This is a genomic window from Hymenobacter tenuis (assembly GCF_054780495.1).
The window spans coordinates 20765-38330 of sequence record NZ_BAAGWF010000007.1; the positions used below are offsets into that span (position 1 = coordinate 20765).

Below are 17566 nucleotides of genomic sequence, written 5' to 3' on the forward strand. Positions count from 1 at the left end.
CATTCAACCTTGTGTATGCGCCTCTTTCCCCTGCTTATAGTCAGCTCCCTACTGCTCAGCACCGGCTGCCGGGTGGCCGCCCCCACCGGGCCCACCGCCGGACCTTCCCTGCCCGCCGCCTTCCCCAAGGCGACGGCAGGAACGGACACGCTCCACGCCGGGGCGCAGCCCTGGCGGCAGTTTTTCCCGGATCCGGCCCTGACGGCCCTTATCGATACGGCCCTGCGGCAAAACCTGGACCTGCAGGTGGCCCTGCAGCGCGTGGAGGGCGCTCGGGCCCAGTACCTGGTCCGGCGGGGCGCCCTGCTGCCCAGCGTGTCGACCGCCGCCTCGGCCGGGGGCGACCGCTACGGCCGCTACACGCTCAACGGCGTGGGCAACTTCGACACCAACCTCTCGCCCAACATCGACGGGCCGCAGCGCATTCCCGGACCGGTGACGCCCGAGTTTTTTGTGGGGTTGCGCAGCGCCTGGGAAGTAGACCTGTGGGGCAAGCTGCGCAGCCGCCGCCAGGCGGCGTACCTGCGGGTGCTGGCCTCCGAGCAGGGCCGCCACCTGGTCACCACCACCGTGGTGGCGGAGGTGGCCCGGCTCTATTACGAGCTGCTGACGGCCGACAATCAGCTGGCCGTGCTGGAACGCAACACCGCCCTGCAGCGGGAGGCCCTGCGCCTGATGCGCATTCAAAAGCAGGCCGGCCGGGCTACTGAGCTAGCCGTGCAGCAGTTTGCCGCCCAGGTTGCGCGCACCGAAAGCCTGGGCCACGAAGCCCGCCAGCAGGTGACGGAAGCCGAAACCGGCCTGAACCAGCTGCTGGGGCGCTACGCCCGGCCCATCACCCGGGGCCGGCCGCTACCAAGCCAGGTGCTGCCCGAGGGCCTGCGCGTGGGGGTGCCCTCCAGCGCCCTGCTGCGCCGCCCCGACGTGCGCCAGGCCGAGCTGGAGCTGCAGGCGTCCCGCGCCGATGTAGCGGCCGCCCGCGCGGCCTTTCTGCCCGCCCTCACCCTGACGCCCTACGCCGGGTTTACGTCCTACCGGGCCGGGGTGCTGTTTGATCCCGCCTCCCTGGCCTACGGGGCCCTGGCCGGTTTAACCGGCCCGCTGCTGAACCGCGCGCAGTTCAAGGCCGACTACCGGCTGGCCGTGGCCGGCAGCTTCGAGCAGTACTACCGCTACCAGCAGGCCCTGCAAACCGGCTTTCGCGAGGTGGTAAACGGGCTGCAGGGCCTGGACAACTACCGCGCCGCCGCCGCTGCCCGCCAGCGGGAAGTAACCCTGCTCACCGGGGCGGTGGCCACGTCCAACGAGTTGTTTGTGGCCGGCTACGCCACCTACCTGGAAGTTATTACGGCCCAGCGCAGCGTGCTGGAAGCCGAGCTAAGCCTGGCCGAGGCGCGCCGTGCCCAGCTGCTGCAGGGTGTGAACCTGTACCGCGCCCTGGGCGGCGGCTGGCAGTAAGGGGCGCGGCCGGCCCGGCCTTCCGGGGCGCGGCCTTAGGCGCGGATCTGCAGCAAGTCGTCCCAGCTGGTGGTATAGGCCGGGCTCTGCCACTGGCGCTGGCCCGTGTAAGAGGCGGGCTGGCGGCCCACCCCCACCTGGACGGTGGCGAAACGCACCGTGCCCGCGCCGTAGCGCTCATTGAGCTTGTCTAATTCACCCATGAGCTTGGTTCGGCGCTCGGCTTGCTCATTGGAGGAAAACAGCAGCAATTGCTGCTGGCCGGCCGCTTCCAGACCGTCAAACAGCACCCCGGCTTTCTTGTACACCGTGCCCGGCCGCCAGAGGCGTTTGAGCGCGGCCCGGGCGTAGCGCAGCAGCTCACTGGTGTCACTTGTCGCCATGGGCAGGGCGATGGTCGTGGAGAACGTATGCGGGGGCGGGTCCGAGCCAAAGCGGTTTTTGCTGATGAAGACCGTGAGCAGGCTTACGGCCGAGCCCTGGCGGCGCAGCTTTTCCGCGGCGCGGGAGGTAAAGGCGCCGACGGCCCCGAGCACCTCCGGGAAGGCTGACAGCGGGGTGCCGAAGGTGCGGGTGCAGGCCAGGCGCTGCCGCGCCAGGGTGCCGTCCTCACTCGGGGCCAGGGCGTAGCAGGGCGTGCCCTGCAGCTCGCGCACGAGGCGGGCGCCGACGACGCCCCCCAGGTGCTTGCGGGCCCAGGCCTCGGACACCCGGGCCAGGTCGGCCGCCGTCCGGATTCCGGCATCCGTGAGCTTTTGGGCGTACTGGCGGCCAATGCCCCAGACGTCTTCCACGGGCACCTGCGCCAGGGCCCACTGCCGCCGCTCATCCGTATCCAGGTGTAAGACCCCGTTAAGTAAAGGTGATTTCTTGGCGACGCGGTTGGCCAGCTTGGCCAGGGTTTTGGTGGGGGCAATGCCGATGCAGACGGGAATGCGCGTGCGCCGCCGCACCTCCTGCCGGATGGTGGCGGCGTACCGGGTTAAATCGCCCTGGTAGCGCTCCATGCCGGCCAGATTAAGAAAGGCCTCATCCACGGAGTAGATCTCCAGGTCCGGGGTCCGGGTGCTCAGAAAGTGCATGACCCGGGCCGACATGTCCCCGTAGAGAGCGTAGTTGGAGGAAAACACCCGCACCTCGTGCTCGAGCAGCAGGGGCTTGACTTTAAAGTAGGGCTCACCCATGCGGATGCCCAGGGCCTTGGCTTCCGCCGAGCGCGAGACAATGCAGCCGTCGTTGTTGCTGAGCACCACCACGGGCTGGCCTTCGAGGCGGGGCTGGAAGGCCCGCTCGCAGCTGACGTAGAAGTTATTGCAATCAACTAACGCGAACATGGCTGGAGAGCCGGCCGCGCCGGGTTTCGGTGACGACGTGGGTAACCACGCCCCAGATGGTAAACAGGTCGGGCTCGCCAATGCGCAGTTCCGGATAAGAAGGATTGTCGGGCACCAGAAACCAGGCCTCGGGGCCGCGCTGGATAAGGCGCTTGACGGTAAAGTCACCCTCAACCATGGCAATTACCACATCGTTGTGCTGGGCCTGGAGTTGGTTGTCGACAGCCAGCAGGCACCCGTCGCGGATGCCGGACTCCCCGCCCGTCATGCTGTGGCCCATGACCCGGACCAGGTAGCAGGAATCAGCGTGGGGCAGCAGCAGCCGGTTTAGATCGAGCTTGATGGAACAGTGATCTTCGGCCGGGGAGGGAAATCCCGCGGGCACGGAAATGTCAAATAAGCGGACCCAGGCCGGCTTGCGGACGACGGGCAGAAAAACAACATCACACATGGCAACAAGAATAGGTGTGCCACAAGTATACGGATATTGCTAATTAAGTTAGTTAAATAAGCTAATGAATTTAGCTTTGTTGGGCAGAACCGGTTCCCTGCGGTCCGTTACAGTCCGGGGTGGGCCACAGCTAAGCGACTGGGGATCATAGCCAAGCGTTGGCTTTGCCGCGTCTGGGTGGGGTAGCCTGCTTCCCGCCCTGCCCCTACCATGGCTTGGTGCCAACCAAACGAGCTTGGGCGCAGCCGAAGCTATGCGCTGGGAAGGCGAGGTAGCTCTATCCGGGGGGAGGGCTGTAAAACGACGCACCGCAAGCCCAGAGAAAAGCAAGTAAGCTAACGGAACGCTTTTCCCGTCGCCTTACCCCACCGCAGAGGGGTAGGTGCGTAGCAACGCTTCATAAAAGCAATGTATCGATACTTCGATAAAACGCCGAAGCGATAATATATTGAAGCAATATTATACCGAAGCAACGCTTCATTGCATCAGGTGGGTGCCTGTTCGGGTAAGGCCTTCTCAGAAAACGAAAAAGGTAGCACATGAAGGCGGTTGACCAGCCAGTAGGGACACCGCTTTCGGGCGGCCTACCCAGGGCCGGGAAGCTACCCCGATAGCCGATACCGCTAGCAAATACGCACGGGGCGAGCAAAACCAGGTGGTTGTGACGGGCATGAATCCGCAGCAGCTCACCGCCGCATTTTCCTTTAACCCGGTGCTGGACGGATTCCTGAAGGAGCACCTGTTTGCCGACATCTTCGGCAGTGATGTGCTCAGCTTTACCGAGCGCGAGCTGGTGACGGTGGCGGCCCTGACCAGCATGCAGGAGCCCCTGGCGCTGCCCCACTACCAGGGCGCGCTTAATGTGGGCGTGTCCGAGGCGCCGCTGCGCGAGCTGCTGGTCCTCGTCGAGGATACCGTCGGCGCTCAGGCCGCGACGACAAGACGCCAGATTCTGGAATCGGTGCTGGCGGCACTAGGGGTACATGTTCCGCAGGGTGTGCTCCAAAATATGAACACTCTGGGTTAGCTCGTCGCGGTCGAGGGCCGCAAATCCCAGCCGCAGGTGAGAAGGCTGGGGTTCGGTCGCGGTCTGGTAGCGCCGCCCGTCGCTTAGCGCCAACCCCTGGTGCCGGCACCGGCGGGAGAGTTCGGGCAGGTCCACGTGGTCGGCAAACCGGCCCCAGACGGCCAGGCCGCCCGTGGGCGGTTCAAACGAAAACCAGGCGGAGAGCCGTTCCCGCAGCAACCCGCAGAATAGATCCCGGCGCTGGTGGTAGGTCCGGCGCGCCCGCTTTAGGTGCGCCCCCATGTCTCCATCGGCGAACAACGCGGCGATGCTCCGCTCCAGCACCGTGTCGCCCTGGCGGTCGAGGCGCCGCCTGCGGTGCCCCAACTCCTCAATGAGGTCGGCCGGGGCCACCACGTAGCCCACGCGAAACGCCGGGGCCAGCACTTTGCTTAGCGAGCCCATGTACAGCACCCGGCCGGCGCGGTCGGTGCTGGCCAGTGGCAGAATGGGCGCCCCGTCATAATGGAAATCGTAGTCGTAATCGTCCTCCAGGATGATAAAATCATTACGCGCAGCTAGCTGCAGCAGTTGTACCCGGCGTTCGGCCGACAAGGTCACGGTGGTTGGATAATGATGATGGGGCGTCACGTAGACCAGGCGCACGGGTTGTTGCTGGCAGAGGGCGGCTAGTTCGGCGATGCATAGCCCCTGCCCGTCCACTGCTACGCGGTGCAGGTCGGCGCCCTGCGCGGCAAAGGCTCGGTCCGCGCCGTGGTAGCTGCGCTGCCCTACCACTACGGTGTCGCCGGGGCCCAGCAGCAGCTGCGCCAGCAGATACAGCGACATGGTGCCGCCGCGGGTAATGAGCACGTTCTCTGCCCGGGCCGGCAGCCCCCGGGTCGCGTGCAGGTGCTGGGCGAGCTGCTGGCGCAGCAAGAGGCTGCCGTTGGCCTCGTCGGCGTAGCCCAGCAGGTGGCGGTGGCCCGGCTGCAGGCAGAGGGCGCGGTACGTGCGGGCCAGCGCCGCCAGTGGGGCCAGCCGGCTGTCCGGGGAGCTGCTCAGAGACAAGGGCAGGGCCTTCCCCGTAGAAGGCAAAGAAGACGGGTGGTGGGATTTTGGGTACGCGAAGGCGGCGCGGGGCGCCATCCGGCGGGCAGCTTCGGCCAGAAACGGCCGGGGGGCCACCATCGGCAAGCCAGGGCTGACCACGGCCGGCTTGGACGCGCGCTGGGCAATCCAGCCCTGCGCCTCCAGCTCGTCGAAGGCCACCACGACGGTTTGGCGGTGCACGGCCAGCAGGCGGGCCAGGGTGCGCGTACCGGGTAAGGGGGTGCCGGCGGCCAGCAGGCCCTGCTGCATGAGTTGAATCAGGCCCGTGGTTAGCTGCTGACTCAGGGAAGTTACCGCGTGGCGGTTTAAAGGAATCAGCGTGGCATAGGGAAGCATAACCGGACCAGTAACTATCTAAAAACCGGACCAGGCCACTGGGCCGGCAAGCTACGAGGTTTGGGGGGCTTTTGAAAACACCGCCCGGCCCGCGCCCCTTCATTCCGACTATGCGATCCCATCCCACCACCCTGCAACTGCTAGGTCACGCGACCTTTAAAATCACCACCCCCGAAAACAAGATTATTCTCGTGGACCCCTGGTTGTTTGACAATCCTTATATCCCCCCGGGCTTGGAACACCAGCCCGCGGTGGACCTGCTGCTGATTACCCATGGCCACGAAGACCACCTGGATATCTGCCTGAAGAAATTCATTCAGCAGACCACGCCGACCATTATTGCCAACAACATCTGCCGGCGCTTTCTCATCGAGCAAGCGGTGGACGAAAGCTTGTTTGAGCCCATGAACCTGGGGGGCAGCCTGCTGGTCCACGGCGTGACCGTGACCATGGTTAACGCCTTTCATCAGGCCCACGTCTATCTGACCGACAAGACCATCGGCTTCCCCCACGCCGCCAACGGCTTTGTCGTGAGCCTCTCGGACGGCACTACCGTTTATTTTGCGGGGGACACCTGCGTGTTCGGCGACATGCAGCTAATTGGTGAGCTCTACCAGCCCACGATTGCGGTGCTGCCCATTGGCGGCCGCTCCATGATGGGCGCGCTGGAAGCGGCGCACGCGGTAAAGCTGCTTCAGGTAGACCACGTGATACCCTTCCATTACGGCACGGCGCCGGAGCACACCCAAACCCCGGACGAGTTTATTGCCCGCACCCAGCCCTACCCCACTACCCGGATCCACCTGCTGCAGGCCGGCGACGTGCTTGATTGTCAAACCCTAACCACGACCACCCTGGCCCGTCCGGAATCAATCCGCTAAAACCCTGGAAAGGGGCCGTAGCCTGTTTTTGCGGCGGGCCTGTTTTCTTTCTTCAGTAGGTGCTTGCTTTGGCAGGCCCTGCTACCGCTCCCGAAGTACTTACCCAGTCAGTTCCCGTTTAAACTTTCAACGTTCTTATGCTTCACCTGCTCCGCACAACCGGCTCCCATGCTGATTTTCAAACTCTGGTGACGTTACTGGACCAGGACCTGGCTTTCCGGGATGGGAAGGATCATACGTTTTACGCGGCCTTTAATAGCAGCGCGGCGCTGCAACACGTCGTCGTGGCCTATGAGCAGGACCAGCCGATTGGCTGCGGGGCATTTAAAGAGTTTACCCCCGAGCAGGTGGAAGTCAAGCGCATGTTTGTTCGACCTGGCAACCGGGGGCGGGGAGTTGCCGCTAAAATTCTCCACGCACTAGAGGGCTGGGCTCACGAACTGCACTACTCCGCCTGCGTGCTGGAGACGGGTAAACGGCAACCGGAAGCCATCGGCCTCTACCAAAAAAGCGGCTACCACTTTATTCCCAACTACGGCCCGTACGTCGGGATTGAAAACAGCGTGTGCCTGCAAAAAGTCCTGCCCGCCATCTGGCCGGCAGCACTCGTCTGATGCCCGGCTACTACCCCTGGATTGCGGAACCCGTTTTCTAAACCGATTCCCCTGCCCTGGGAGGGGTTCGCGCTACTGTGATGCCCCCGCTATTGCACCCGTCGGGGCCAGGAGTTTCACAAAACCACGGTGATGCAGTTGCTACCCCCAAGCACCCCGGTGCTTGGACACGGCGGAAATGAGGTGAGAACCATACCGAGTAGCCTTGGTTAGAGGAGGCGTTGCGTGCGTTGTATCAGGTTGGCTTGGCGGCGCTAGGCACAAGGGTTTGAAAATTGCCTTGATAATTCACCGGTGCGCTACAATTTACTGGCACCCAACTTTTTTACTGGTCGCTTGGTTATACGGATTAACTCATGCGCATGAGTGTTAAAAAGCACTTAACTTTGCTTTTCCATGGATACCAAGTCCCTCGTTAAATTAGCCAAGTCGCTGAGCGACCCCACCCGTCTGCGGCTGTTGCAGGAGATTGCCAAAGGGGAGATCACGGTGTGTGCCGACTTGTTTCAATACGTGCCCATCAGCCAGCCCTCGATGTCCCAGCACCTGAAAGCCCTGTCCGAGGCGGGCTTAATTGAGTCCCACAAGGAAGGCCGGAATATGTACATGGCCATCAATGCCGAAAAGCTGAAGGAGTTGGAAGACTTCCTGCACTTGCTTAAACCGGCGGTGATCAAAGGTTAACGACACCCTAGGCCCGGTAGCGATATCGCTACCGGGTTTTTACTTTTTTAAAACATTATTGATTGCTTATGCATTTATAGTTGATACCTTTGCCGACACTTTGCGAGAAGGGTATCCCAGTCAGACCCTCGCCCGGGCTTTTTTTTGCCTTAATACATCATTGCATGCTTATTAGATAAAGTATTAGCGCTACGCAGCAGCCTTCTAACGCACCTGTCATTTCACTTACTTCCCTTGTCTGGGCCCTTTTTACCCATGAAACTATCTTTTCTTTTAGCCGGCACCGTGCTGCTGGCGGGCTGCGCGGAGCAGCAGGCTCCGCAACAGGCCCTGGCCCCGCCGGCCCTACCGGTCCAAGCCTTGCATGCCGGCACCGAAACTACGTATCAAGAGTATCCGGCTTCCATTGAGGGCGTGGTCAACGTGGAGATCCGGTCGCAGGTGGCGGGGATGCTCGAGCGCATTCTGGTGGACGAGGGCGCGGCCGTGCGCAAAGGCCAGCCCCTGTTCAAAATCAACGATGCGCCGTTCCGCGAGCAGCTCAACAACGCGCGGGCGGCTCAGCAGGCAGCGGCCGGGGCCGTGGTCAGTGCCCAGGTCGAGGTCAATCGGTATGCCCCGCTGGTGCAGAACAAGGTCGTCTCCGAGGTGCAGCTGCAAACAGCGCAGGCAGCCCTGACCGTGGCGAAGGCCAACCTGCAGCGTGCCAAAGCCGCCGTCAGCAGCGCCCGCATCAACCTGGGCTACACCACCATTACGGCCCCGGTGAGCGGCTACCTCGGGCGCCTGCAAACCAAGCCGGGCAGCCTGGTCGGCCCCACCGATGCCCAGGCCCTGACCCAGCTCTCTGACGTGCACGAGGTGCACACCTACTTCGCCCTAGGCGAGGACGACTTCAGCACCTTCCGCCAGCAGTACGCGGGTCGTACCCTGCAGGAAAAGCTCCGGCACCTCCCGCCGGTAGCCCTGGTGCTCTCCGACCAAAGCACTTACCCCACCCGGGGTAAGGTAGACGTGGTGGCCGGGCAGTTCGACCGCACGACGGGCGCCGTGACTTTGCGGGCCACCTTCCCCAACGCCGACGGCCTGCTGCGCTCGGGCAACACTGGCACCATCCGCCTGCCCCTGCCGCACCCCAACGTGCTGCTGGTACCGGCGGCCGCGACTCTAGAGCTGCAGGACAAGGTATTCGTGTACGCCGTGGGCGACAGCAACCGCGTTCGCCGCCGGGCCATCACCATTCAAGGCAAGAGCGGGGCCAACTACCTGGTAAGCGCGGGCGTGCAAGATGGCGAGCGCATCGTGCTGCAGGGCGTGGACCACCTGCAGGAAGGCCAAGTCATTCAGCCCACCGACCCCGCCCCGGCCCGCGCTAGTCTCACCACGGGTAAAGCCGCGGCTCCCTCTCCTTTGTAATAAGCTACTCGTCTCATGTTTAAAGTATTTATTGAGCGGCCCGTCCTCTCGACCGTCATCTCCATTCTGCTGGTGATCGTCGGCGCCCTGGCGTTGTGGAAGCTGCCGATTCAGCAGTTTCCCGACATTGCCCCCCCGGCCGTGCAGGTCACGGCCCTCTACCCCGGCGCCAACGCCGAAACGCTGCTGCGCTCGGTAGCGCCCTCGCTGGAAGAAGCCATCAACGGCGTGGAGCACATGGTGTACATGAACTCGACGGCCAGCAACGACGGCTCCCTGGTGATCACGGTAAACTTCCAGCTGGGCACCGACCCCGACCAAGCGGCCGTAAACGTGCAAAACCGGGTGGCCCAGGCCACGAGCCAGCTGCCGGCCGAGGTGGTGCAGCAGGGCGTGACGGTGGCCAAGCAGCAGAACAGCTTTGTGATGCTGCTCAACCTCTACTCCGAGGACCCGCAGCAATACGACCAGACGTTTCTGGACAACTACGCCCAAATCAACCTGGTGCCCGAGCTCAAGCGCATTCCGGGCGTCGGGTCGACGGCCCTGTTTGGCGGCAACCGGGCCTATTCCATGCGCATCTGGCTGAATCCGGCCCAGCTGACCAACTACCAGCTCACCCCGGCCGAGGTGATGGCCGCCATTCAGGATAAAAACCTGGAGGCCGCCCCCGGCCGCCTGGGCGAAAGCAGCCAGGAAGCGTTTGAGTACGTGCTCAAGTACCAGGGCAAGCGCAGCCAGCCTCTGGACTACGAAAACATGGTACTCCGGGCCAATGCCGACGGCTCGATGCTGCGCCTCAAGGACGTGGCGCGGGTGGAACTCGGCTCGACCACCTATAACAGCAACGTGCGCATCTCGGGCAAGCCGGGTATCAACATCGGCGTGTTCCAGGCGGCGGGCTCCAACGCCAGCGAATTGCAGATTGCCGTGGGCAAGGCTATGCAGAAGCTGGAGAAAGACCTGCCCGAGGGCGTAAAGCAGCAAACGATGTACAGCACCAAAGTGGCGCTGGATGCCTCCATTGAGCAGGTGGAGCACACGCTGATCGAGGCGTTTATCCTCGTGTTTCTGGTGGTCTACCTCTTCCTGCAGGACTTCCGCTCGACGCTGATTCCGGCCATTGCCGTGCCGGTGGCCATCGTGGGCACGTTCTTCTTCATGCAGCTGCTGGGCTTTACCATCAACCTGCTCACGCTCTTTGCCCTGGTCCTGGCCATCGGCATTGTGGTCGACGACGCCATCGTGGTCGTCGAGGCCGTGCACAGCAAGCTGCAAGCGGGCACCCACTCGGTTAAGGAGGCCACCACCAGCGCCATGAGCGAGATCACCGGGGCCATCATCTCCATTACCCTGGTCATGGCCGCCGTGTTCTTACCAGTAGGTTTTCTGGAAGGCTCGACGGGCGTCTTCTACCGGCAGTTTGCTTTTACCATGGCCATTGCCATCGTCATTTCGGCCGTGAACGCGCTGACCTTGAGCCCCGCCCTGGCGGCGCTGTTCCTGCAGCATACCCCGCACGACCCCGACGGGGAGCACCCCGAGCCCAGCACGTTTAAGACGCGCTTTTTTGCGGGCTTCAACCGCAGCTTCGAGCGGCTAACTGACCGCTACGTGGGCAGCATCAAATTCCTGGTGCGCCACAAGTGGCTGGGCCTCAGCAGCTTGATGCTGGTGGTGGTGCTCACCGGCTGGCTGGCCAAGCGCACGCCCACGGGCTTTATCCCGTCCGAAGACCAGGGCTTTATCGCCATTTCGATGGCGCTGCCGGCGGGCTCCTCCCTGGACCGCTCCAACCAGGTGGCCCTGCAGATTGAGCAGCAGCTGCAAGCCATGCCGGCCGTCGACAAAATCAACCTGCTCAGCGGCTTCAACATTCTAACCTCCTCCAGCTCGTCCTCGGCTCTGACCCTGTTCGTTATCCTCAAGCCCACCAAGGAGCGGGGGGCGGTGCAGGACATCAACGCCATCATGGCGACCATGCGCGAAAAGGCGGCGACCATCAAGGGGGCCGATACCTTCGTGTTCACCACGCCCACCGTGCCGGGCTTCGGCAACGTGGAGGGCCTGGAGGTGGTGCTCCAGGACCGCACCGGTGGTTCGCTGCCCAAGCTCGGGCAGGTAGGCCAGGAGTTTATCGGCGAACTGCTGAAGCAGCCGGCTATCGGGGTGGCCTTCACCTCATTCCGGGCCGACTACCCGCAGCTGGAAGTCGAGGTCGATGAGGTGAAAGCCGCCCAGCTGGGCGTGAGCGTGCAGGGCGTACTGCAAACCATGCAGGCCTACTTCGGCAGCGCCCAGGCCTCGGACTTCAACCGCTTCGGCAAGTACTACCGCGTCATCGTGCAGGCTGAACAGACTGACCGCGCCGACCCCACGGCCCTGAACGGGGCGTTTGTGAAAAACGAGCGGGGCGAGATGGTGCCCCTGCGCACGCTGGTGCGCCTCAAGCGGGTGTACGGCCCCGAAACGGCCTCCCGCTTCAACCTCTTTAACTCGCTCACCATCAACGCCACACCCAAGCCGGGCTACAGTTCCGGCGACGCCATCAAAGCTGTGGAGTCCGTGGCCGAGAAGCACCTGCCCTCGGGCTATACCTACGAGTATTCGGGTCTGACGCGCGAGGAAATCTCGTCGGGCAGCCAGTCCACCGTCGTCTTCCTGATGTGCATCGTGTTCGTGTACTTCCTGCTGGCGGCCCAGTACGAGAGCTACATCCTGCCCTTTGCCGTGCTGCTGTCGCTGCCGGCGGGCATCTTCGGCGTATTTGCCGCCATTGGCCTGGCCGGCATCACCAACAACATCTACGTACAGGTGGCCCTGATTATGCTCATCGGCCTGCTGGCCAAGAACGCCATCCTCATCGTGGAGTTTGCCCTGCAGCGCCGCCACGCGGGCGAGCCGCTGGTGCGGGCCGCGCTCAATGCCTCGGCCTCGCGCCTGCGTCCCATCCTGATGACCTCGCTGGCCTTCGTGGCTGGCCTGCTGCCCATGATGCGGGCGCAGGGGCCTTCGGCGCTGGGCAACCATTCCATCAGCATCGCGGCGGCGGGTGGCATGCTCACGGGCGTGGTGCTGGGCCTCTTCCTCATCCCGCTGCTATTCGTGATTTTTCAACGCTTGAACGAGCGCCTCACTGGCACGCCCCACCCCGCCCCGGCCACGCCGGCCCGGGTGCCGGCCCACGCCCTGGCGAACTAAATCCATGAGTATTCTTCCTCCTACCCCCTGGCGCCGCCTGGCGCTGGGGCTGGCTACCCTGCTGGTGGTTGCTTCCTGCAACGTGGCCAAGAACATTCCGCGGCCCACGCTGCCGCTGCCCGCCACCTACCGCACGGCCCCCACCGCCGATACAGTTTCCATCGCCAGCCTGCCGTGGCGCAGCTTCTTTACCGAGCCGGCCCTGCAGCTGCTGCTCGACAGCGCCACCGTGCGCAACACCGACCTGCAGCTGGCCCTGCGTAATATCGCCTCGGCCGAGGCGACCCTACGGCAAGCGCGGTGGGGCAATATCCCCGCCGTAAGCTTGCAGGGGGGCGTGACCACCAACCGGCCTTCGGGCAACAGCCTGAACGGCATTTCCCTCAGCCAGTTTCTGGGCACCAAGCACATTGAGGATTACAACCTGGCGGTGGCCGTGAGCTGGGAAGCCGATATCTGGGGTAAAATCCGCAACCGCACGGCCGAGGCCCGGGCGGCCTACCTGCAAAGCCAGGAAGCCCGCAAAGCGGTGCAAACCCAGGTAGTGGCCCAGGTGGCCCAGGGCTACTACAACCTCTTGCTGCTGGACACCCAGCTGGCCGTGGCCCGGCGCAACGTCGCGCTCACCGACAGCACCCTGCGCTTTACCCGGCTGCAGTTCACGGCCGGGCAGGTCTCGGCGCTGGCCGTGCAGCAGGTCGAGGCCCAGCGCCTGCTGGCGGCCGGCCTCATCCCACAGTTTGAGCAAGGCATCACGGTGCAGGAAAATGCCCTGAGCATCCTGGCCGGGCACCTGCCCGGCGACATACGCCGCAGCGGCAACCTGCTGGCCCTGCAAGTGCCCGTGGTGGCGGCAGCCGGCGTACCGGCGGCTTTACTCAGCCGGCGGCCGGACGTGCGCACGGCGGAGCTGGCCCTCGACCGGGCCAATGCGGCGGTGGGCTACACCAAAGCCGCCCTGTACCCCACACTCTCTATCACGGCCCAGGGCGGCCTCAACGCCTTCCAGGCCAGCAACTGGTTTAGCGTGCCGGCCTCGTTGTTTGGCCTGGCCGCGGGGGGACTCACGCAGCCGCTGTTGCAGCGCCGCGCCCTGCGCACCCAGTATGAGCTGGCCCAGCTGGACCGCGAGCGCATCGTCCTTCAGTTCCGGCAACAGGTGATGGTAGCCGTGGGCGAGGTTTCTAATGCCCTCGGGCAGGTCCAGCGCACCCAAACCGAGCAAGACTTGGCCACGCGCCGCGTGCGCACCCTGCGTCTGGCGACGACCAATGCGGGCCTGCTCTTCCGCAGCGGCCTGGCCAGCTACCTGGAAGTTATCACCGCCCAAAGCAATGCCCTGCAAAGCGAGCTGGAGCTGGCCTCGCTCAAGCGCAGCCAGCTGGAAGCCAACGTGGAGCTGTACCGGGCCGTGGGCGGCGGCTGGCAGTAGTAACCTGCTTTCCAGCCGCGAACCACGCTATTCACGCCCTTCCTACTTCGGCAGCGAATGCCCGGCAACATCCTCCTATCCCCACCTTACTGCTATGGATACCAAGTCCCTCGTCAAGCTAGCCAAGTCGCTGAGCGACCCCACCCGCCTGCGCATGTTGCAGGAGATTGCGCGGGCGCAGCGGCTGGGCTGCGCCAATCTGTATGAGTTTGTGCCCATCAGCCAGCCCTCCATGTCGCAGCACGTGAAGGCCCTGGTAGATGCGGGCCTGGTCAATTCGTGTAAGGAAGGCCGCAACATGTACCTGACTATCAACCCGGATAAGCTGCAGGAGCTGGAAAGCTTCCTGCAGTTGCTGAAGATGAGCTAGCGCTTTTGGCGCAAGCCACCGCGTGCGCTGCTTGCTGACTTAGCGTCGCAGCCATATTTGATGCTGTCGGTGCTCGGTCGCGCAGGCACCCAATGTCGCCTACCATTCAACCACCAGCAGGCATCACCTTTTTAACCTCATAATCAGCAAAACCATGAAAATCGGAATCATCGGGGCCGGCACCATCGGCCAGACGTTAGCGCAAAAATTAAGTGCCAAGGGGCATGAAATCCGCATTGCCAACTCCCGCGGCCCGCACACCATCTCGTTTGCCGATAACGAGCGCATCCAGGCGGTCGAACTACGGGACACGACCACCGGGGTGGACGCCGTCATTCTAACCATTCCGTTTGGAAAGGTGCCGGACCTGCCAAAGGACTTATTCAGCCAGCTGGACCCGGCGGTTCCCGTGATCGAAACCATGAACTATTTCCCCCTGCGGGATGGGGTAATTGAGGAGCTGGAAAACGGCAAGCCCCATAGCGTATGGGTGCAGGAGCAGATTGGCCGCCGGGTGGTGAAGGCGTTCAACAACATTGTGACGCATAGTTTCCGAAAGTATGGCCAGCCCACTGGCACTCCGGGGAGAATTGCCCTGACGGTATCGGCCGACCGGGAAGACTGGAAACAGATAGCCGCGCAGCTCGTCGACGATACCGGCTTTGACAGCTACAATGCGGGGCCGATCGCCGATTCGTGGCGCCAACAGCCCGGCAGCCCGGCGTATTGCACCGACCTGACCGTGGACGAATTACAACAGGCCCTGGCCCGCGCCGATAAGGAAACGATTCTGGTTAACCGGGACATCTCCATACAAAAGATTGGTGAGCTAGGCGAAGCATACATGGACATCGTGGTGAGTGCTAAGTACCCGGCGGGTTTCTACGACCCGGCTATCAACATTTACCGGTCAATCAATGGCCTTCCATTGAAGTAAGCACTGGCTGTACATACGAAAGCGCCTGTACTGAAACGCGTGAACCCCTGGCGGGCACATGTCACGTGCTGAAGGACTACTCGTCCGGCTCGGTGGCAGGGCCGGTATAGCTGGGCTACTTCACTTTATAGAATAAAAAGAAATGACTGCTAAATCAATGCAGAGCTGGCAAGCCAGCCAGTTCGGAGACGCCCGTGCCGTGTTGCAGCTGCATGAGGTAGCCGTACCGGAGCCGGGGGAAGGGCAGGCGCGCGTCAAAGTATTCCTGGCCAGTATTGGCCTGCCCGATAAGCTGGCCCTGGAAGGCATGTACCCTTTTGTGACTAAGCCGCCCGTCACACCGGGGCAGGAGTTTGTGGGCTTGGTGGACAAAGCCGGCCCCGGCTTTCCGTTCCCGGTCGGCACCAAAATCCTGGGGTCGAGTGAGCGATACGGTGAAGGCTACGGCGCGGTAGCAACCTATACCATCTGCGCCACAAACTCAGTTTTTCCGTTCCCCACTGAGCTGAGCCATGAACAGGCGGTGGCCTTCCCCGGCACCTACCACGTGGCCTACGTAGGGCTGGTCAACCGGGCGACCATCCAACCGAAAGAAACCTTACTGGTTCTCGGGGCCGCGGGCCGAACCGGCACGGCGGCGGTGCAGTTGGGCAAGGCTTTGGGAGCCACGGTTATCGCCGTTATCAGAAAGGACGAGCAACGAGCCTTTTGCCTCGCCCAGGGGGCTGATTATGTCGTGAACAGCGCTGAAGAGAACCTCGTAGAAAAACTGCTGGAGCTGACTCAGCAGAAAGGCGTGGATGTCATTTACGACACGGTAGGCGGCGAGGCCCATCAGGCAGTTATTCAGTCCATTGCCTATCGCGGCCGCTTGGTACTGGTTGGCTTTGCAGGCGGCGATTGGCCGACGCTCAATCCGCTGCATATTATGTTCAAAGGCTACGCAGTGATGGGGGCCCTGCACACCGCCCGGACGGAAGAGGAAAAGCAGGAAGCCATTGCTACGCTTGGTCAGCTCGTTCGAGCGGGTAAGCTGGCGCCGCCCCAGGCGAAGCTGTTTGACTTTGCAGACACGGTGCAGGCGGTAGCGGAAGTAGGCAGCGAGAGCGCCCGGGGCGGCATAGCGGTCCGGGTAAGCGAAGAAGGTGAACAGGGGTAACGCCCAGCGGGCTAAGATATGAACAACCGAAAAACACTAAAGCTGGCCGCGGTCATTGATGGGCCGGGGTGGAATTTTTCCTCCTGGCGCCACCCGGACATGCCCGCCGACGCCGGCGAAAACATTGATTTCTTCATTCAACAGGCGCAGCTGGCGGAGCAGGCCAAGTTTGAAACCCTGTTTTTGTACGATGTCAGCCACGTGGGCCCCGGCAACATCCCCTACTACCTGAGCATGTTCGAGGGCGGGACGCTCATGTCGGCCCTGGCCATGAAAACCGAGCGCATCGGCCTCTCGCTGACGGCTTCGACCTCCTACACCGACCCTTACAACCTGGCCCGGCAGGTGTTGTCGCTGGACAAACTCAGCAAGGGCCGGGCCTCGCTGAACGCCATCACCTCCAACCCCGGGGGGATGGTGAACTTCAGCCGGGGTCACCTGGGCAAAGCCGACCAGTACCCCATGCACCAGGAGTTTCTAGAAATTCTGCTGGGCCTCTGGGACACGTACGAGGACGATGCCTTCCCCCGCGATAAAGAGAGCGGCGTGTTTCTGAATCCGCGCAAGATGCACCCCGTTAATTACCGGGGCAAGTACTTCTCGGTGGATGGCCCACTGAACATCAGCCGCTCGGTGCAGGGCCGGCCGGTGCTGTACATGGCCGGCAGCTCCCCCACCTTCGTGGACCTGGCCACTTCCTACACCGACGGCGTCTTCATGGCGGGCAGTTCCTTCGAGGAAACGGTAGTGCTCGCCAATGCGCTGACCGCGAAGCTGGTTGAAAAAGGCCGGCCGCCGGCAGACTTCGTACGGTCAGTGGCGCAAAACCCCATCGTGGGCCGCACCGATGCCGAGGCCTACGCCAAGTACCAGGCCATCCGCGCCCTCGGTCCGTATTCGCACCGCCCCGTTCCCTTGTTCATGGGCTCGGCCGAACGCATTGCCAACGAGATCCAGAAGTGGTATGAGGCCGGGGCCCTCGATATGCTGATGGTTCAGCAAGACCATCCGTATGGACTACAAGACTTTATCGAGCTGGTGGTGCCCATTTTGCAGGAGCGGGGCCTCTTCCATACGGAGTACGAGGCGCACACCCTGCGGGGAAATCTTGGCCTGCCGAAACCAGCGTTTCGCACCCTATAAGCAGCGTCTGCAGCTATTCCTGCGACGAAAG

At 62.9% G+C, this 17566-nt stretch carries 15 protein-coding genes; 12 read left to right on the plus strand and 3 right to left on the minus strand.

All coding sequences use genetic code 11. The features are described 5' to 3' along the window. Positions 1 to 15 precede the first annotated feature (15 nt). Entirely contained in the window at positions 16 to 1458 is a 1443-nt protein-coding gene (locus ACYVGU_RS19840; RefSeq protein ID WP_460623525.1) for an outer membrane factor lipoprotein domain-containing protein, read from the plus strand. Between the two features lie 35 nt (positions 1459 to 1493). On the opposite strand, the gene ACYVGU_RS19845 is transcribed toward ACYVGU_RS19840, so the two are convergent. Further along, complete coding sequence (locus ACYVGU_RS19845) at positions 1494 to 2792, minus strand: Y-family DNA polymerase (protein ID WP_460623526.1); 1299 nt, start codon at positions 2790 to 2792, stop codon at positions 1494 to 1496. Then, positions 2776 to 3243, minus strand: a complete 468-nt coding sequence (locus ACYVGU_RS19850; RefSeq protein WP_460623527.1) for a LexA family protein — start codon at positions 3241 to 3243, stop codon at positions 2776 to 2778. Before ACYVGU_RS19850 ends, ACYVGU_RS19845 begins: the two co-directional genes overlap by 17 nt. Before the next feature lie 670 nt (positions 3244 to 3913). Here ACYVGU_RS19850 and ACYVGU_RS19855 point away from each other — a divergent pair. Beyond that, positions 3914 to 4270 carry a carboxymuconolactone decarboxylase family protein gene (locus ACYVGU_RS19855; RefSeq protein WP_460623528.1) on the plus strand — a complete coding sequence of 119 codons (357 nt, stop codon included), beginning with the start codon at positions 3914 to 3916 and terminating at the stop codon, positions 4268 to 4270. On the opposite strand, the gene pdxR is transcribed toward ACYVGU_RS19855, so the two are convergent. Then, positions 4217 to 5698 carry an aminotransferase-like domain-containing protein gene (gene pdxR, locus ACYVGU_RS19860; protein WP_460623529.1) on the minus strand — a complete coding sequence of 494 codons (1482 nt, stop codon included), beginning with the start codon at positions 5696 to 5698 and terminating at the stop codon, positions 4217 to 4219. The two genes, ACYVGU_RS19855 and pdxR, sit on opposite strands and share 54 nt — an antisense overlap. Before the next feature lie 110 nt (positions 5699 to 5808). On the opposite strand from pdxR, the gene ACYVGU_RS19865 reads away from it, so the two are divergent. The 10 genes from ACYVGU_RS19865 (at position 5809) to ACYVGU_RS19910 (ending at position 17535) form a co-directional block, all read left to right on the plus strand. After that, the gene (locus ACYVGU_RS19865) at positions 5809 to 6579 is read left to right on the plus strand and encodes an MBL fold metallo-hydrolase (RefSeq protein ID WP_460623530.1); all 771 of its coding nucleotides are present in this window, start codon (positions 5809 to 5811) and stop codon (positions 6577 to 6579) included. 137 nt (positions 6580 to 6716) lie between these two features. Then, positions 6717 to 7193: a GNAT family N-acetyltransferase gene (locus tag ACYVGU_RS19870; RefSeq protein ID WP_460623532.1), complete on the plus strand. Its 477-nt coding sequence runs from the start codon at positions 6717 to 6719 to the stop codon at positions 7191 to 7193. 396 nt (positions 7194 to 7589) lie between these two features. After that, entirely contained in the window at positions 7590 to 7877 is a 288-nt protein-coding gene (locus ACYVGU_RS19875; protein ID WP_460623533.1) for an ArsR/SmtB family transcription factor, read from the plus strand. A 255-nt stretch (positions 7878 to 8132) separates the two neighbouring features. Next, positions 8133 to 9293 carry an efflux RND transporter periplasmic adaptor subunit gene (locus ACYVGU_RS19880; RefSeq protein WP_460623534.1) on the plus strand — a complete coding sequence of 387 codons (1161 nt, stop codon included), beginning with the start codon at positions 8133 to 8135 and terminating at the stop codon, positions 9291 to 9293. Positions 9294 to 9308: 15 nt separating this feature from the next. Further along, complete coding sequence (locus tag ACYVGU_RS19885) at positions 9309 to 12494, plus strand: efflux RND transporter permease subunit (RefSeq protein ID WP_460623535.1); 3186 nt, start codon at positions 9309 to 9311, stop codon at positions 12492 to 12494. 4 nt (positions 12495 to 12498) lie between these two features. After that, positions 12499 to 13926 (plus strand): TolC family protein, encoded by a 1428-nt coding sequence (locus tag ACYVGU_RS19890; RefSeq protein WP_460623536.1) that lies wholly within the window; start codon positions 12499 to 12501, stop codon positions 13924 to 13926. 94 nt (positions 13927 to 14020) lie between these two features. Then, positions 14021 to 14296: an ArsR/SmtB family transcription factor gene (locus ACYVGU_RS19895; RefSeq protein ID WP_460623537.1), complete on the plus strand. Its 276-nt coding sequence runs from the start codon at positions 14021 to 14023 to the stop codon at positions 14294 to 14296. Between the two features lie 154 nt (positions 14297 to 14450). Continuing rightward, positions 14451 to 15233: an NADPH-dependent F420 reductase gene (locus ACYVGU_RS19900; RefSeq protein WP_460623539.1), complete on the plus strand. Its 783-nt coding sequence runs from the start codon at positions 14451 to 14453 to the stop codon at positions 15231 to 15233. A 142-nt stretch (positions 15234 to 15375) separates the two neighbouring features. After that, on the plus strand, positions 15376 to 16392 hold the full coding sequence (locus ACYVGU_RS19905) for an NADPH:quinone oxidoreductase family protein (RefSeq protein WP_460623540.1): 1017 nt from the start codon (positions 15376 to 15378) through the stop codon (positions 16390 to 16392). A gap of 18 nt (positions 16393 to 16410) precedes the next feature. Next, positions 16411 to 17535 carry an LLM class oxidoreductase gene (locus ACYVGU_RS19910; protein ID WP_460623541.1) on the plus strand — a complete coding sequence of 375 codons (1125 nt, stop codon included), beginning with the start codon at positions 16411 to 16413 and terminating at the stop codon, positions 17533 to 17535. The last annotated feature ends 31 nt before the right edge of the window (positions 17536 to 17566 follow it).

What these genes read in the sequence shown, in the direction of transcription:
- ACYVGU_RS19840 (WP_460623525.1), top strand. Translation starts at nt 16, where the DNA reads ATGCGCCTCTTTCCCCTGCTTATAGTCAGCTCCCTACTGCTCAGCACC.
- ACYVGU_RS19910 (WP_460623541.1), top strand. Translation starts at nt 16,411, where the DNA reads ATGAACAACCGAAAAACACTAAAGCTGGCCGCGGTCATTGATGGGCCG.
- ACYVGU_RS19880 (WP_460623534.1), top strand. Translation starts at nt 8,133, where the DNA reads ATGAAACTATCTTTTCTTTTAGCCGGCACCGTGCTGCTGGCGGGCTGC.
- ACYVGU_RS19890 (WP_460623536.1), top strand. Translation starts at nt 12,499, where the DNA reads ATGAGTATTCTTCCTCCTACCCCCTGGCGCCGCCTGGCGCTGGGGCTG.
- pdxR (WP_460623529.1), bottom strand. Translation starts at nt 5,698, where the DNA reads ATGCTTCCCTATGCCACGCTGATTCCTTTAAACCGCCACGCGGTAACT.
- ACYVGU_RS19900 (WP_460623539.1), top strand. Translation starts at nt 14,451, where the DNA reads ATGAAAATCGGAATCATCGGGGCCGGCACCATCGGCCAGACGTTAGCG.
- ACYVGU_RS19870 (WP_460623532.1), top strand. Translation starts at nt 6,717, where the DNA reads ATGCTTCACCTGCTCCGCACAACCGGCTCCCATGCTGATTTTCAAACT.
- ACYVGU_RS19895 (WP_460623537.1), top strand. Translation starts at nt 14,021, where the DNA reads ATGGATACCAAGTCCCTCGTCAAGCTAGCCAAGTCGCTGAGCGACCCC.
- ACYVGU_RS19905 (WP_460623540.1), top strand. Translation starts at nt 15,376, where the DNA reads ATGACTGCTAAATCAATGCAGAGCTGGCAAGCCAGCCAGTTCGGAGAC.
- ACYVGU_RS19885 (WP_460623535.1), top strand. Translation starts at nt 9,309, where the DNA reads ATGTTTAAAGTATTTATTGAGCGGCCCGTCCTCTCGACCGTCATCTCC.
- ACYVGU_RS19855 (WP_460623528.1), top strand. Translation starts at nt 3,914, where the DNA reads ATGAATCCGCAGCAGCTCACCGCCGCATTTTCCTTTAACCCGGTGCTG.
- ACYVGU_RS19865 (WP_460623530.1), top strand. Translation starts at nt 5,809, where the DNA reads ATGCGATCCCATCCCACCACCCTGCAACTGCTAGGTCACGCGACCTTT.
- ACYVGU_RS19845 (WP_460623526.1), bottom strand. Translation starts at nt 2,792, where the DNA reads ATGTTCGCGTTAGTTGATTGCAATAACTTCTACGTCAGCTGCGAGCGG.
- ACYVGU_RS19850 (WP_460623527.1), bottom strand. Translation starts at nt 3,243, where the DNA reads ATGTGTGATGTTGTTTTTCTGCCCGTCGTCCGCAAGCCGGCCTGGGTC.
- ACYVGU_RS19875 (WP_460623533.1), top strand. Translation starts at nt 7,590, where the DNA reads ATGGATACCAAGTCCCTCGTTAAATTAGCCAAGTCGCTGAGCGACCCC.